The 13,947-nt window shown below is 67.2% G+C and carries 12 protein-coding genes and 1 tRNA gene; 12 read left to right on the top strand and 1 reads right to left on the bottom strand.

Annotated features, from left to right (window positions below; genetic code table 11):
- The first annotated feature begins 282 nt into the window (after nucleotides 1–282).
- Complete coding sequence (locus NON22_RS01255) at nucleotides 283–2,415, top strand: TonB-dependent receptor plug domain-containing protein (protein WP_257385074.1); 2,133 nt, start codon at nucleotides 283–285, stop codon at nucleotides 2,413–2,415.
- 92 nt (nucleotides 2,416–2,507) lie between these two features.
- Here the strand turns inward: NON22_RS01255 and NON22_RS01250 are convergent, their stop codons facing one another.
- Entirely contained in the window at nucleotides 2,508–3,677 is a 1,170-nt protein-coding gene (locus NON22_RS01250) for an alpha/beta hydrolase-fold protein (RefSeq protein ID WP_257385073.1), read from the bottom strand.
- A gap of 357 nt (nucleotides 3,678–4,034) precedes the next feature.
- Here NON22_RS01250 and thrS point away from each other — a divergent pair, with 357 nt between their 5' ends.
- The 11 genes from thrS to NON22_RS01195 all read left to right on the top strand — a co-directional run bounded on the left by thrS (nucleotide 4,035) and on the right by NON22_RS01195 (nucleotide 13,921).
- Nucleotides 4,035–5,939: a threonine--tRNA ligase gene (gene thrS, locus NON22_RS01245; protein WP_257385071.1), complete on the top strand. Its 1,905-nt coding sequence runs from the start codon at nucleotides 4,035–4,037 to the stop codon at nucleotides 5,937–5,939.
- Nucleotides 5,940–5,984: 45 nt separating this feature from the next.
- Complete coding sequence (gene infC, locus NON22_RS01240; protein WP_257385075.1) at nucleotides 5,985–6,512, top strand: translation initiation factor IF-3; 528 nt, start codon at nucleotides 5,985–5,987, stop codon at nucleotides 6,510–6,512.
- Between the two features lie 164 nt (nucleotides 6,513–6,676).
- Nucleotides 6,677–6,874, top strand: coding sequence for a 50S ribosomal protein L35 (rpmI, locus tag NON22_RS01235; protein ID WP_133819098.1), 198 nt, complete (start codon nucleotides 6,677–6,679; stop codon nucleotides 6,872–6,874).
- 15 nt (nucleotides 6,875–6,889) lie between these two features.
- Nucleotides 6,890–7,249, top strand: a complete 360-nt coding sequence (gene rplT, locus NON22_RS01230; protein ID WP_257385070.1) for a 50S ribosomal protein L20 — start codon at nucleotides 6,890–6,892, stop codon at nucleotides 7,247–7,249.
- Nucleotides 7,250–7,451: 202 nt separating this feature from the next.
- Nucleotides 7,452–8,447 (top strand): phenylalanine--tRNA ligase subunit alpha, encoded by a 996-nt coding sequence (gene pheS, locus NON22_RS01225; protein WP_257385069.1) that lies wholly within the window; start codon nucleotides 7,452–7,454, stop codon nucleotides 8,445–8,447.
- Between the two features lie 40 nt (nucleotides 8,448–8,487).
- Nucleotides 8,488–10,860, top strand: a complete 2,373-nt coding sequence (gene pheT / locus NON22_RS01220; RefSeq protein ID WP_257385067.1) for a phenylalanine--tRNA ligase subunit beta — start codon at nucleotides 8,488–8,490, stop codon at nucleotides 10,858–10,860.
- Between the two features lies 1 nt (nucleotide 10,861).
- Nucleotides 10,862–11,167, top strand: coding sequence for an integration host factor subunit alpha (locus NON22_RS01215; RefSeq protein WP_133819102.1), 306 nt, complete (start codon nucleotides 10,862–10,864; stop codon nucleotides 11,165–11,167).
- Entirely contained in the window at nucleotides 11,142–11,498 is a 357-nt protein-coding gene (locus NON22_RS01210) for a MerR family transcriptional regulator (RefSeq protein WP_133819103.1), read from the top strand. The genes NON22_RS01215 and NON22_RS01210 overlap by 26 nt, the downstream gene beginning before the upstream one ends.
- 121 nt (nucleotides 11,499–11,619) lie before the next feature.
- Nucleotides 11,620–11,696 (top strand) — tRNA-Pro (locus NON22_RS01205).
- Nucleotides 11,697–12,338: 642 nt separating this feature from the next.
- Nucleotides 12,339–13,283, top strand: coding sequence for a helix-turn-helix domain-containing protein (locus NON22_RS01200; protein ID WP_257385066.1), 945 nt, complete (start codon nucleotides 12,339–12,341; stop codon nucleotides 13,281–13,283).
- A gap of 17 nt (nucleotides 13,284–13,300) precedes the next feature.
- Nucleotides 13,301–13,921, top strand: coding sequence for a hypothetical protein (locus NON22_RS01195; RefSeq protein ID WP_257385065.1), 621 nt, complete (start codon nucleotides 13,301–13,303; stop codon nucleotides 13,919–13,921).
- Nucleotides 13,922–13,947: the final 26 nt, after the last annotated feature.

Here is a 13,947-nt window from a genome sequence, read left to right as displayed (position 1 = left end):
GCCGCCGGCCGCGTGGCCGGGTCCGGGCCAGGCCGGCCGGCATCGAGGCCGGCCCGGCCCCCGCCGCGCGGCCTAACCGCGTTGCGCGGTCCGATGGCTTTGCCCGGCGCGCCGGCGCTGACCGTCGCTCCGGTTCCGTCCGGACGCCGAGCCGGATCTGCTGGACCGGGGTTCTAATGCTCAGGGCTTAGTTAAATTGGTCCTTAGGGCCGATGTCAGAAGGGCTGGCGGCCGGCACTCTTTCGTCTTTGGTCCTAACGACCATCTGACTGGGGGAGTCCTATGCGTCATTCCGCTCTGCTGAGCGCGATTCTGTTTGCGCTCGCCACGCCTGTGCTGGCCGAAACGGCCGTAGAAACCGCCGCGGCGCCGCTCGACGAGGCCGCCGCCACGACCGAAGCCGAAGCGGCGGCGAGCGAAGCCGGTCGCGGCGAGCAGCCGCTGGAGCAGATCCAGGTCACCGCGACGCGTACGGCCAAGTCGAACTTCGACGTCTCGTCCGCGGTGACGGTGGTCGGTCAGGACGAGATCCGCGAGAAGACCGCGCTGACCGTGGCCGACTATCTGCGCGGCCAGCCGGGCGCGTTCATCCAGTCCACCACGCCGGGCCAGGCTGTGCCGATCATCCGCGGCCTCAAGGGCTCGGAAGTGCTGCACATGGTCGACGGCTTCCGCATGAACACGGCGTTCTTCCGCAACTCGCCGAACCAGTATTTCGCGCTGGCCGATACGCAGAACGTCGACCGCATCGAGCTCGTGCGCGGCGCGCAGTCCAGCCTGTACGGCTCCGACGCGATGGGCGGCGTGGTGCAGATCCTCACGCCGGAAGAGCGCTTCGACGGCGATTCCTGGGACGGCCGCGGCCGCTTCCGCGCGCAGTATTCCAGCGGCGACCTGTCGCGGCTGGGCCGCATCGCAGGCGCCGCCGGCAAGGACGGCGTGTCGATCGCCGGCGGCGTGACCGTGCAGGACGTCGGTCTGCGCCAGCTCGGCGGCGACGGCGACCGCCTGCCGTATACCGACTTCAGTTCCTGGGCCGCGGACACCAAGCTGCTCTGGAGTCCGACGTCCGGCCATGAGTTCATGCTGTCGGCGTCGTATCTGAAACAGCCCAAGACTGCGCGCGTCGACGAGCTCGTGACGAGCTTCCACCAGACGCGGCCGAATTCGGCCGAGTTCTATTTCCAGCCGCAGGACCGCCTGTTCGTGCAGGCGCGCTACGTCATCGAGCAGGACGGCGGGTGGTTCGACCGCGCCGAGTTCCATGCAGGCTACCAGAAGATCAACGACGACCGCCGCACGCGCGAGTTCGGCACGGTCAATCGCGAGCTCGAGGAAAACTCCAGCCGCCTGCGCGGCTTCACCGCGACGTTCAACAAGGAAGCCGGCAGCCACGCGCTGGTCTACGGCGCCGAGGCCTACTACGACACCATCGCGAGCTTCCGCGAGCGCCTGAACCTCAATACCAACGCCGTCACGGCACGTCCGCCGCGGTTCCCGGACGGCTCGACGATGGACAGCTACGCGATTTTCCTCAACGACAGCATCACCCTCGCGCCGCAGTGGCAGCTCGATCTCGGCGGCCGCTATTCGAGCTTCGACATCGAGCTGACGCCGAACACCCAGGGCGTCGGCGTGAAGCTCAGTCCCGACGACTTCACCGGCAACGCGGGCCTGACGTTCAAGGCGAGCGACACCGTGCACGTGGTCGGCAACATCGGCCGCGGCTTCCGCGCGCCGAACATCTTCGACCTCGGCGTGTTCGGCAGCCGGCCGAGCAACCGCTGGGCCGTGCCGAACACCGACCTGAAGCCCGAGACCGTGATCACCTACGATCTCGGCCTCAAATGGGACCACCCGCGCTGGCAGGCCGAAGCTTTCGTCTGGAAGTCGGACTACAAGGACAAGATCACGACGATCGAAACCGGCGAGCTGACGTCGACCGGCGCAATCATCGTGACGAACGCCAACGTGACGCAGCTCGACCTCTGGGGCGTGGAAGCCGGCGGCCGCTGGTATTTCAGCGAGAACAGTCAGTTCTACGGCACCCTGAACTACACGCGCGGCGACGAGACCTATGCGGGCGAGAGCTACGACGCCGATCGCGTGCCGCCGCTCAACGGCCGCCTCGGCCTGCTGCACTATTTCACGCCGACCCTGAGCCTCGACGTCAATGCGCTGTATGCGGCGCGTCAGGACCGGCTGAGCCCGCGCGACCTGACCGACCCGCGCGTCAATCCCGACGGCACGGCCGGCTGGAACACCTGGAACACGCGTTTGGCCTGGGAATTCGCGCCCGACGCGAAGCTGAGCCTGCTGCTCGACAACATCGCCGACCGCCGTTACCGCGAGCACGGCTCGGGCGCCGACGAGATGGGGCGCAACGCGAGCGTGATCTTCGACTGGACGTTCTGAGGCGAGAGGCGCCGTCCGTCCGCAGGTGACGGACGGCGCCGGTTCCGCGGCGGCCGGCATTGCGCCGGCCGCCCGACGCGCGGGCGCCGAATTTACCTGGCGCCTTTCTTCTTCGGGCCTTCCTTGATCTTGGCGGCCTTGTCCTTGTAGTAGGCCTGCGCCGGCGCCGGCTGCTGGTATTCGGCCGCGAGCGCGACGGCGCGGTCGGCTTCGCGCGCTGCATCTTTCCACTTGTTGTTCTTTGCGAAGGCTTCGGCCATGCCCATGTGCGCGTCGGCCGAGTTCGGGTTCGCGTCGAGGTTGCGCTGGAACAGCTTCAGCGCATCCTTCGGCTTGGTGTCGAGCTGGGCGTGCGCGACGCCGGACAGTGCTTCCTCGGTGATAGCCAGCGGCGTGCCGACCAGGCGCGACACCTTCGAGAAATGCTCCTCTGCATTGGCCAGCCCCTTTGCATAGTCGGCCGCCGGCAGGCGGTAACCCTGGTAGAGGCCGCGCAGCGCTTCGACCTGGGCCGGCAGCGGCACGGTCGCGGCGCTTTCCTGCGGGAACGCCGAGGCCTGCCAGCGCAGTCCCGGCGGCGCCTTGTTCTTGAAGGTGTCGGCCAGTGCCTCGAAATCGGTCAGCACCGCGCCGCCGTCGTCGGCGCGCGCGACGTAGGCATAGCCCTTGATCGTGCTGTCGGCCTCGAAGGTCTTTTGCAGCGCGCGCTGGGCGAGCTTGTTGTCCCAGTCCAGGTTCGGCGCGAGCGCGATGTAGGCCTGGAACAACGCCGGCTCGGCGCTGAGGCTGTGCAGCACGAACAGTCCGCCGAGCGAATGGCCCGACAGGATGCGGAAGCCGTTGGCGCGGTATTCCTGCTCGACGGACGGAATCAGCTCGGTCGACAGGAAGCGCTTGAACTTGTCCGCGCCGCCGCTGCCGGCGACCGCCTCGGAGCCCGACGGCGTAAAGTCGCGAGCGCGCTGATCGGTGCTGTCGACGGCGACGACGATCATTTCCGGAATGTCGCCGGCGGCCGCGAGCGCCTCGACCGCCGTTGCCGTATGGCCGAAGCGGGTCCGTCCGTCGAGCAGATACAGCACGGGATAGCGGCGGTTGGTCGCCCAGCGATAGCTGGCCGGCAGATGGACGCGGTATTCGCGGTCTTCGGCCAGGGTCGGCGAGTGGATCGCATACAGCTGACCTATCGTCACCGGCTCGGCGGCATGCGCCGCGACGCAGCCGAGCAGCGACAGGAACAGGGCAATCAGGGGGCGGTGCATCGACGGGTCTCCTCCGGGCGAGCGCAACAGGGCGAGCAATGGATGTTGAACGAAATTCGCGATGTTACAACCGGCGCTCCACGGGCTTGTGCGGCGGCGGTCGCGGTCTTATGTAGCCCTGCGGCGTTGACAGCCGCGGCGGCGGTGCTCTAGTTTTCGCGCCGTCTGCGTCGCCGTCGCGACGCACAGAGCCGAGGTGGCCCGCGCCAACGCGCCGGTCGAGGGTGTGACATGAGCACGCGAACTTTCCCGCATCGCTGAAATTCCCGCGCAGGGCTCACCCGACAAGGGCGCTCGGCGCCCTTTTTTATTGGCCGCGATTCCGCAGCGCGGACGCGGTGTTCCGAGGCACATCCCATGATTCAGATCACGCTACCCGACGGCAGCCAGCGCGCGTTCGAGCAGCCGGTTTCGGTGCTCGACGTGGCCCAGTCCATCGGTCCGGGCCTGGCGAAGTCCGCCCTGGCCGGCAAGGTCGACGGCAAGCTCGTCGACACGAGCTATCGCATCGAGGCCGACGCCGGCCTCGAGATCGTCACGGAAAAACATCCGGACGCCCTCGACGTCATCCGCCATTCCACGGCGCATCTGCTCGCCCAGGCGACGCAGCGCCTGTTTCCCGACACCCAGGTCACGATCGGCCCCGTCATCGACAACGGGTTCTATTACGACTTCGCGCGCAAGACGCCGTTCACGCCCGAAGACCTCGACCGGATCGAGGCCGAGATGAAGAAGATCGCGGCCGAGGGACTGCCCGTCGCGCGCTCGCTGATGGCGCGCGACGAGGCGGCCGAGTTCTTCAAGAACAAGGGCGAGCACTACAAGGCCGAGATCATCGCGTCGATTCCGGCCAACGAGGATCTGTCGCTGTACGCGCAGGGCGAGTTCATCGATCTCTGCCGCGGGCCGCACGTGCCGAATACCAATCGCCTGAAGGCCTTCAAGCTCATGAAGGTGGCCGGCGCGTACTGGCGCGGCGATGCGAAGAACGAGATGCTGCAGCGGGTCTACGGCACGGCCTGGCTCAACGACAAGGACCTCAAGGCCTATCTGACCCAGCTCGAAGAGGCCGAGAAGCGCGACCACCGCAAGATCGGCAAGGCGCTGGACCTGTTCCACGTGCAGGAAGAAGGGCCGGGCCTGGTGTTCTGGCATCCCAAGGGCTGGGCGCTGTGGCAGATCGTCGAGCAGTACATGCGCCGCGTCTACCGCCTGTCGGGCTACCAGGAAGTGCGCTGCCCGCAGGTGCTCGACGTGTCCCTGTGGCAGAAGTCCGGCCATTGGGACAACTACAAGGAAAACATGTTCTTCACCGAGTCGGAGAAGCGCACGTACGCCTTGAAGCCGATGAATTGCCCGGGCCACATCCAGGTCTTCAACCACGGCCTGCACAGCTACCGCGACCTGCCGATCCGCTACGGCGAATTCGGCGCCTGCCACCGCAACGAACCGTCGGGCGCGCTGCACGGCATCCTGCGCGTGCGCGGCTTCACCCAGGACGACGGGCACATCTTCTGCACCGAGAACCAGGTCGAGGCCGAGGTCACGGCGTTCCACCGCCAGGCGCTGCAGGTCTACGCGGACTTCGGCTTCTCCGATATCCAGATCAAGATCGCGCTGCGCCCGGAGTCGCGCCTCGGCGACGATGCGACCTGGGACAAGGCCGAGGACGCGCTGCGCTCGGCGCTGCGCGCCTGCGGCGTCGACTGGCAGGAACTGCCGGGCGAGGGCGCGTTCTACGGTCCCAAGATCGAATACCACCTCAAGGATGCGATCGGCCGCACCTGGCAGCTCGGCACGATGCAGGTCGACTTCATGATGCCGGGCCGCCTGGGCGCCGAGTACGTGGACGAGCACAGCTCGCGCCGGCACCCGGTCATGCTGCACCGGGCCATCGTCGGCTCGATGGAGCGCTTCATCGGCATCCTGATCGAGCATCATGCTGGCAATTTCCCGTCCGGGCTGGCACCGGTCCAGGCCGTCGTCATGAACATCACCGACGCCCAGGCCGACGCGGTCGGCGAGGCCGTGCAAGCCCTTGTCGCGCAAGGTTTCCGGGTAGAGGCGGATTTGCGCAACGAGAAGATCGGCTATAAAATCCGCGAGCACACGCTGCAGAAGGTTCCGTATCTCCTCGTGATCGGTGATCGCGAAAAGGAGAACGGGGCTGTTTCCGTGCGTGTTCGCTCCGGCGAAGACCTGGGTTCCATGACCGTGGCTCAGTTCGCCGAGCGCCTGAAGGGCGAGCAGGTCGGCGCCTAAGTCGCTGATTGCTCAATAATTTTAGTTTTCTGGGAGGACGCGCGTATCGCCGCCACTGCTGAAAAAGCCAACCGCCGCAACCACGAGATCCGCGTCCCGCGGGTTCGCGTGATCGGCGCAGACGGGGAACAGGTCGGGGTTCTGTCGCGCGACGAAGCGCTGCGGATGGCTCAGGACCTGGAGCTGGATCTCGTCGAGATCCAGCCCAATGCGGACCCGCCCGTCTGCCGCATCATGGACTTCGGCAAGTTCAAGTTCGAGATGCAGAAGAAGGCCCACGCGGCCAAGAAGAAGCAGAAACAGGTCGAGATCAAGGAACTCAAGTTCCGTCCGACCACCGACGACGGCGACTACGAAGTCAAGATGCGCAACATGAAGCGCTTCCTGGCCGAAGGTGACAAGGTCAAGGTCGTCATCCGCTTCAAAGGCCGCGAAATGGCCCATGTGGAACTGGGCGAAGCGATGGTCAAGCGCATCGCTGCCGAGATCGCCGAAGAGGCCGTCGTCGAGCAGTGGCCGCGTCTGGAAGGCCGACTCATGGTCATGATGGTCGCGCCGAAGAAGAAGCAGTAACGCGCCAAGGCGCGTGCGAAAGGTTTTCCCGGCGCCGGACGGCGTCGGGAATTCGTGGAACCCGTCCGCGCGTGCGCGGACTTATTCGCCGATTCGAGCAGGACGGAAAGCGTGGCGCAGGCCACCGCTCGGGTCAGTAACGAAAACCTCAACGGAGCAGTTTCATGCCCAAGATGAAGACCAACCGGGCCGCCGCCAAGCGGTTCCGCAAGACGGCGTCCGGCAAGTTCAAGTGCGGCCACGCCTTCAAGAGCCACATCCTCACCAAGAAGTCGACCAAGCGTAAGCGCAACCTGCGCGGCACGAACCACGTTCGCGCCGAGGACGCGGGCCGCGTCGCACGCATGCTGCCGTATCTCTGAGTGGAGGATTGAACAATGGCACGAGTTAAGAAAGGCGTCACGGCGCGTCGCCGTCACAAGAAGATCATCGCCAAGGCGAAGGGCTACTACAACGCCCGTCGCAAGGTATTCCGCGTAGCCAAGCAGGCCGTCACCAAGGCGCACCAGTACGCCTACATCGGCCGCAAGCAGCGCAAGCGCCAGTTCCGCGCGCTGTGGATCGTCCGCATCAACGCCGGCGCGCGTCAGTTCGGCCTGTCCTACAGCCGTCTGATGAACGGCCTGAAGAAGGCCAACATCAATGTCGACCGCAAGGTGCTGGCCGACATCGCGGTGCACGACATCGCGGCGTTCGGTGCGCTGGCTGAGAAGGCGAAGACCGCCCTGGCCGCGTAACCGCAGCGCTATACCATCGGCGGCGCCGCGCGCGCCGCCGGCTGCAAACGTGGGGAGCGCGGGCTGACGCCTTCGCTCCCCATTTTTTTGCCGGACGGAAAGTTGTTTGCCGCGGGCGGGCCGGCGCGCTATTGCTGGACGCCGGCGGTCGCGGCACCCGGGCGGCGGCAATCGCCGGAACAGAAATCTTCGTGGAGTTTGCATGGACGTGTTGGAGACGCAGGTCGATGAATCGCTGGCGCGCATAGGCGGCGCCGCTTCGATCGACGAGCTCGAAAGTCTTCGCGTGGGACTGCTCGGCAAGAGCGGTCTCGTGACCGAGCAGCTCAAGGCGCTCGGCAAGCTCGCGCCGGAGGAGCGCAAGCTCGCCGGCGAGCGCGTCAACCGGGCCAAGGAGCGTCTGCAGGGCGCGATCGCCGAGCGGCGCAGTCTGCTCGAGGAAGCGGCCTTCGCCGAGCGCCTCGCAAGCGAACGCATCGACGTTACCCTGCCGGGCCGCGTCGCCGATCTCGGCGCCGTGCATCCGGTATCGCGCACGCTCGCGCGCATCACCGACATCTTCCAGCGTCTGGGCTATCAGGTCGCCGAAGGTCCCGAGATCGAGGACGATCACCACAACTTCGAGGCGCTGAATTTCCCGCCGCATCACCCGGCGCGCGCGATGCACGACACGTTCTATTTCCCGGACGGCCGTCTGCTGCGCACGCATACCTCGCCGGTGCAGATCCGCGCAATGAGCGGCCGCCAGCCGCCGATCCGCATCATCGCGCCGGGCAAGGTCTATCGCAGCGATTCCGATCAGACCCATACACCGATGTTCCATCAGGTCGAAGGCCTGCTCGTCGACGAAACCTCGAGCTTCGCCGACCTCAAGGGCACCCTGGCCGAATTCGTGCGCGCGTTCTTCGAGCGCGATTTCGAGATGCGCTTCCGGCCGAGCTATTTCCCGTTCACCGAACCTTCGGCCGAAGTCGACATCCGCTGGGACCAGGCCGACGGCAGCGAGCGCTGGCTCGAGGTGCTCGGTTGCGGCATGGTCCATCCGAACGTGCTGCGCAACTGCGGCATCGATCCGGAACGCTATACCGGCTTCGCGTTCGGCCTCGGCGTCGAGCGCTTCGCGATGCTGCGCTACGGCGTCAAGGACCTGCGCCAGTTCTTCGAGAACGACCTGCGTTTCCTGCGCCAGTTCGCCTGACGCCGCGCGCGTTTCCGCTCCCTCTTCTGAAAGACTCTCCATGAAATTCAGCGAAAACTGGCTGCGAAGCCTGGTCGATCCGGCCGTCGACCGCGACACCCTCTGTCATCGTCTGACCATGGCCGGGCTCGAGGTCGAGGGTGTGGAAGCGCTCGGCGACGGTCTGGCCGGCGTGCGCGTCGGCGAGATCGTCGAGTGCGACAAGCATCCGAACGCCGACAAGCTGCGCGTCTGCCGCGTCTCGGTCGGCGCAGGTGAGCCGCTGCAGATCGTCTGCGGCGCGCCGAATGCGCGCCTGGGTATCAAGGCGCCCGTCGCGACGATCGGCGCGCTGTTGCCCAACGGCATGGCGATCAAGCAGGCTGCGCTGCGCGGCGTCGATTCGTTCGGCATGCTGTGCTCGGCCAAGGAACTCGGCCTGGACGCGGACGCATCGGGCCTGATGGAACTGCCGGCCGATGCGCCGACCGGCATGGCGCTGGCCGACTACCTCGCGCTGCCCGATGCGAGCATCGAACTCAAGATGACGCCGAACCGGCCCGACTGCCTCGGCCTGCGCGGCCTGGCCTACGACGTCGCCGCGCTGTTCGGCGCGCCGCTGCAGGACGTGACCGCGGCGCCGGTGTCGATCGCCAGCGCGGCCGTGCGCGGCGTGCACCTCGATGCCGCGGCGGACTGTCCGCGCTATCTCGGTCGTGTCATCGAAGGCATCGCGCCGGCGGCCACATCTCCGCTGTGGCTCAAGGAACGCCTGCGCCGCGCCGGCCTGCGTCCGATCAGCGCCGTCGTCGATGTGACCGCCTACGTCATGCTCGAGCTCGGTCAGCCCATGCATGCGTTCGACAATGCCAGGCTCGACGGCGACGTCCATGTGCGCCGCGCGGCGGCCGGCGAAACGCTCACGCTGCTCGACGGCAGCGAGGTCAGCCTGGACGAGTCCTTCCTCGTGATCGCCGACGCGGCGCGCGCCGTCGCGCTGGCCGGCATCATGGGCGGGCAGGATTCGCGCGTGACCGACGCGACCACCGACGTATTCCTCGAGAGCGCGCATTTCGCGCCGGCCTCGATCATGGGCCGCGCGCGCAAGCTCGGCCTGCATACCGACGCCTCGCACCGCTTCGAGCGCGGCGTCGATCCCGACTTGCCGCGCCTGGCCCTCGATCGCGCGACCGAGCTGCTGCTGCAGATCGCCGGTGGCAGGGCTGGCCCCGTCGTCGAGGCCGTCGCGCCGGAACACCTGCCGGCGCGCCGCGCGGTGCCGCTGCGCCGGCAGCGCCTGGGCCGCGTGCTCGGCATGGACGTGCCCGACGCCGAGGTCGAACGCATCCTGCGCGCGCTGGGCATGGACGTGCAGACGGCCGGGCAGGGCTGGTCGGTCACGCCGCCGTCGCGGCGCTTCGACATCGAGATCGAGGAAGACCTCATCGAGGAGGTCGTGCGCGTGCACGGCTACGAGCGCGTGCCGACCCGCGCGCCGAGCGGCCAGCTGCGTCTGAACCTCGCGCCCGAGGCCCAGGTGCCGGCCGAGCGCGTGCGTACCCAGCTCGTCGCCGACGGCTATTACGAAGCGGTCTGCTACAGCTTCGTGGCGAAGGACTGGCTGCAGCGCTGGTCACGCGAAGCCGGCGCGGTCGCGCTGGCCAATCCGCTGAGCGCCGACCTCGCCGTCATGCGTACGTCGCTGCTGCCGGGTCTCGTAGAGGCGCTCAAGCACAATGCGAACCGGCAGCAGGAGCGCATCCGCCTGTTCGAGATCGCACGTGTATTCCAGACCGGCAGCGACGCGCCGCTGGAAAGCCGCCGTGTCGCCGCGGTCGCCTGCGGCCGCGCTGTGCCCGAACACTGGGGCGGCGACAAGCGCGCGGTCGACTTCTACGACCTCAAGGCCGACCTCGAGAAGCTCGTCGCATTGGCCGGCGGCCGGGCGGAGTTTCACCCACTCGACCGCCCGGAATTTCACCCGGGACGCAGCGCCGAGGTGCGCCGGGACGGGGCGTTTCTGGGCTATATCGGCGCCCTGCACCCACGCCTGCTGAAGGCGCTGGACCTGGACCAGGACGTCTACGCCTTCGAGCTCGACCTCGACGGGCTCACCGCCGGTCGGCTGCCTGAAGCCGCTGAGTTGTCGCGTTTCCCTCAGGTGCGCCGCGACATCGCGGTCGTGCTGCCCGAAGCGGTGACCTGGGGCCAGGTCGAAACTGTCTTGCGCGGCGTCGGCGGGGTGGTGTTGCGCGACCTGCTGGTGTTCGATCGGTACAGCGGCACGGGCTTAGGTTCCGGTCTAAAGAGCCTCGCTATTGGCTTGATTTTGCAGGACAGTTACCGCACTCTTACGGATCAGGAAGCAGACCATCTCGTGGCTTCGGCTCTGGCTGCCCTGGAACGCGAATGCGGCGGTAGACTGCGGGGGTAGCATGGCGCTGACCAAGGCGGAAATGGCGGAACGACTGTTCCTTGACGTAGGCCTCAACAAGCGCGAGGCCAAGGAATTCGTCGATGCGTTCTTCGATGTAGTGCGTGAGGCTCTGGAAAAAGGGGAGCAGGTCAAGCTGTCGGGTTTCGGCAATTTCGACCTGCGCAAGAAGAATCAGCGTCCCGGACGTAATCCCAAGACCGGCGAGGAGATTCCGATCTCCGCGCGGCGCGTGGTCACGTTCCGGCCGGGTCAGAAGCTGAAGGTCAGAGTCGAGGCCTATGCTGGATCAGGGCAGCAACAGTGAGCTCCCGGTAATCCCGGCCAAGCGCTACTTCACGATCGGTGAAGTCAGCGAGTTGTGCGGTGTGAAGCCGCACGTGCTGCGCTACTGGGAGCAGGAATTCACGAATCTCAAGCCGGTCAAGCGACGCGGCAATCGCCGGTATTACCAGCGCCACGACGTGCTGATGATCCGGCAGATCCGCTCTTTGCTGTACGACCAGGGCTTTACGATCACGGGCGCGCGTCAGCGCCTGGACGGTCAGCAGCAGCGCAACGAAGTCAGCATGTCGAGCCAGATCGTGCGCCAGGTGCGCATGGAGCTGGAGGAAGTGCTGCAGATCCTGCGCCGCTGAGCCGGCCGGCGTCTGCCGGAAGAGCGGCGCCGTTGCGGCTCGTGCTGCAGCGGCAGTCGCATTGCAGGCGTCGTCGCGGGCCGGCTATACTCGCCGGCTCTTGCAGCATCGGTTTCCGTGTCGGGGCGTAGCGCAGCCTGGTAGCGCATCTGCCTGGGGGGCAGAGGGTCGTGGGTTCAAATCCCGCCGTCCCGACCAATAAACCGTGTGCAACATCAGTCTTAGGGGCGCGCCGCAATGGCGCCAAGGGCAATCCTCCCTAAGTCCCTCCTGTCGAGTCGGCTTCAAACCGGTGCGGGCCGTAGTCCGGTGGCGCTGCTGCGACTTCTTCGTGGTGCGCGGTCATCGGCGCCGTGCAAGGCACGGCCAGCGACCGTCTTTCGTGGAACACCGGCGTGTCGTAACCCGGCGGCGTCTTGCCAATTCAGGATACCCATTGTCCCTGGGCGTCGCCGCTGCCGCTCCGCGGTCTCGGCCGACCGCACAGCTCCTCCGGACGCCGTCCATCAGTCACTCCCGAAGCGCAGGCGGCATTCCCCGAACTCGACCTCGCCGGCGCTTCACCGCCGCCGGTCGGGCCGCTTTCATCCCCCAATTCGGCGTTGCCGAAATGCGCAGAGTCGACCGGACCGCGAACGAGCCGGGGAGCGGCTCCGGGCCGATTTGTCCGGATTGCTGCGGAAATGTCCGGTCAAGTCATTGATTCCTGGTGACCTCGCCGAGATTTCGCCGAAACCTCGCCGCCCGATGTTGCGGAACTCGCCGCGAACTCGCCCGCCACTCGGGACTCGCCGGAGGCCTCTGCCTAGCTTGGCCACATTCCAACGAGGAGGGCGGACCATGAATTGCGTGCACTGGCGTCACGAGGGCAATGCGGCGTTTCCATCCTGGCGCGACCGCGACGATTACCTGGAACGCTTCGGCCCGCGGGCGCTGCTCTGGGTCGGCGATCTGCGCGAGGCGCAGTCGTGGGGCTGGACCCCGCCGGCCTTGTGCCTGGCCCTGCGCGGCCGCGTCCAGGTCGACAGCCGCGGCTGCGGCGTCGAGCTCGGCGCTTCCGACGTCCTGCTGACCGAGGGCGGCAACGGCCTGCGCGTCGAAGCGGTCGGCGGCGGCGAAGCGCGCGTGGCGGTGCTCTGGCTGGCGCCGGCCGGACTGCGTGGCCGCGCGAGCGTCGATCCGCTGCCGGCGTTCTTCGCCCAGGACGGCGAGCTCGCTCTGGCCCTGTCGCGGCTGGCTCAGTCCAACCACGACCTGTCGGTCGACACCCATGCGGCGCTCGATCTCGTGCTCGGCCTGCTGTCGCGGCGCCAGCAAGAACTGGCCCAGGCGCTCGCGCAGTGCCCGGGCCGCAGCGAGCGTCATCGGCGCCAGCTGTATGCGCGGCTGCTGCGCGCCAAGCACGTGATCGACCACGGCCAGGCCGTGCCGCTGGACCTGGCCGCGCTGGCCCAGGTCGCAAGCCTGTCGCCGTCGCACTTCCTGCGCCTGTTCCATCGCGTGTTTGGTGCGTCGCCGCATCGCTATCTCGTGCAGCAGCGCATGCTGCGCGCGCGGCGCATGGTGGTCGAGACCAGCGTGCCTATTGGTACCATCGCCCAGCGCATGGGCTTCATCAATCGCTGCGCGTTCGCACGCCTGTTCAAGCAGCAGTTCGGCACGCCGGCGACACGCCTGCGTCGCATGGCGCTGATGCAGGCGCGGGCCAGCGTCACGCGCGCGTTCGGCGTGGTCGGCAACGGCAGCGTGCGGATCGCATACAGTCAGCAGCCGGAGGCGGCATGAATCAAGCGGTAGTTTCCATGGACAGAACGGACATTCGCGCGGTGCGCGGCGTATTCCTGCGCGGCGGGCTGCTGGCTCTGCTGCTGTCGGCGGCGACCCTGGCCGGCGCGGTGGATCCGCGTGTCGCGCAGGACTCGCGCCAGGCGTTCAAGTCGTTCGCGCAGCCGCTCGTCGGTAACTGGGAATGCAATCTGCGTACGTGGGACGACCGCTTCCACGAGCGCATGGTCGAGACCGTGCAGAAGCGCCGCTTCGAATGGGTGCTCAAGGGCAATTTCCTGCAGGAGTCGATCTACGCGGTGCTGCGCGGCGGCGACACCACGCACGTCGGCATCACCTTGCTCAGCGTGGATCCGGAAACCATGCACGTGCTCGGCAGCGGCTTCGATGCGACGACGCCGGACCGCCGCATGACCCTCGATGCCGAACTCGCGCCGGATCTGCGCCACCTCAGCGGCAAGGTCGAGATCACGCCGCCGAACGAGAACGCCCGCGCCGAGCGCCTCGACTGGCAGTGGATAGAGGACGGCCGCACGCGGTCGCGTCTGTATTCACGTGCGTCGAACGGCCGCGAATTCCTCAATCAGGAACTGATCTGCAAGCGCGCCGGCGACGCGGCCGCCGGCAGCGGCGGCTGAGCTGCGCGGCCGCGGCCGGCCCGGCT

It is taken from the genome of Tahibacter caeni (assembly GCF_024609805.1).
In the GTDB taxonomy this organism is placed as follows: domain Bacteria; phylum Pseudomonadota; class Gammaproteobacteria; order Xanthomonadales; family Rhodanobacteraceae; genus Tahibacter; species Tahibacter caeni.
Note: the sequence above shows the minus strand (reverse complement) of the source record. Positions and strands in the feature narration are given on the sequence as shown.

What these genes read in the sequence shown, in the direction of transcription:
- NON22_RS01255 (WP_257385074.1), top strand. Translation starts at nt 283, where the DNA reads ATGCGTCATTCCGCTCTGCTGAGCGCGATTCTGTTTGCGCTCGCCACG.
- NON22_RS01250 (WP_257385073.1), bottom strand. Translation starts at nt 3,677, where the DNA reads ATGCACCGCCCCCTGATTGCCCTGTTCCTGTCGCTGCTCGGCTGCGTC.
- thrS (WP_257385071.1), top strand. Translation starts at nt 4,035, where the DNA reads ATGATTCAGATCACGCTACCCGACGGCAGCCAGCGCGCGTTCGAGCAG.
- rpmI (WP_133819098.1), top strand. Translation starts at nt 6,677, where the DNA reads ATGCCCAAGATGAAGACCAACCGGGCCGCCGCCAAGCGGTTCCGCAAG.
- rplT (WP_257385070.1), top strand. Translation starts at nt 6,890, where the DNA reads ATGGCACGAGTTAAGAAAGGCGTCACGGCGCGTCGCCGTCACAAGAAG.
- pheS (WP_257385069.1), top strand. Translation starts at nt 7,452, where the DNA reads ATGGACGTGTTGGAGACGCAGGTCGATGAATCGCTGGCGCGCATAGGC.
- pheT (WP_257385067.1), top strand. Translation starts at nt 8,488, where the DNA reads ATGAAATTCAGCGAAAACTGGCTGCGAAGCCTGGTCGATCCGGCCGTC.
- NON22_RS01215 (WP_133819102.1), top strand. Translation starts at nt 10,862, where the DNA reads ATGGCGCTGACCAAGGCGGAAATGGCGGAACGACTGTTCCTTGACGTA.
- NON22_RS01210 (WP_133819103.1), top strand. Translation starts at nt 11,142, where the DNA reads ATGCTGGATCAGGGCAGCAACAGTGAGCTCCCGGTAATCCCGGCCAAG.
- NON22_RS01200 (WP_257385066.1), top strand. Translation starts at nt 12,339, where the DNA reads ATGAATTGCGTGCACTGGCGTCACGAGGGCAATGCGGCGTTTCCATCC.
- NON22_RS01195 (WP_257385065.1), top strand. Translation starts at nt 13,301, where the DNA reads ATGGACAGAACGGACATTCGCGCGGTGCGCGGCGTATTCCTGCGCGGC.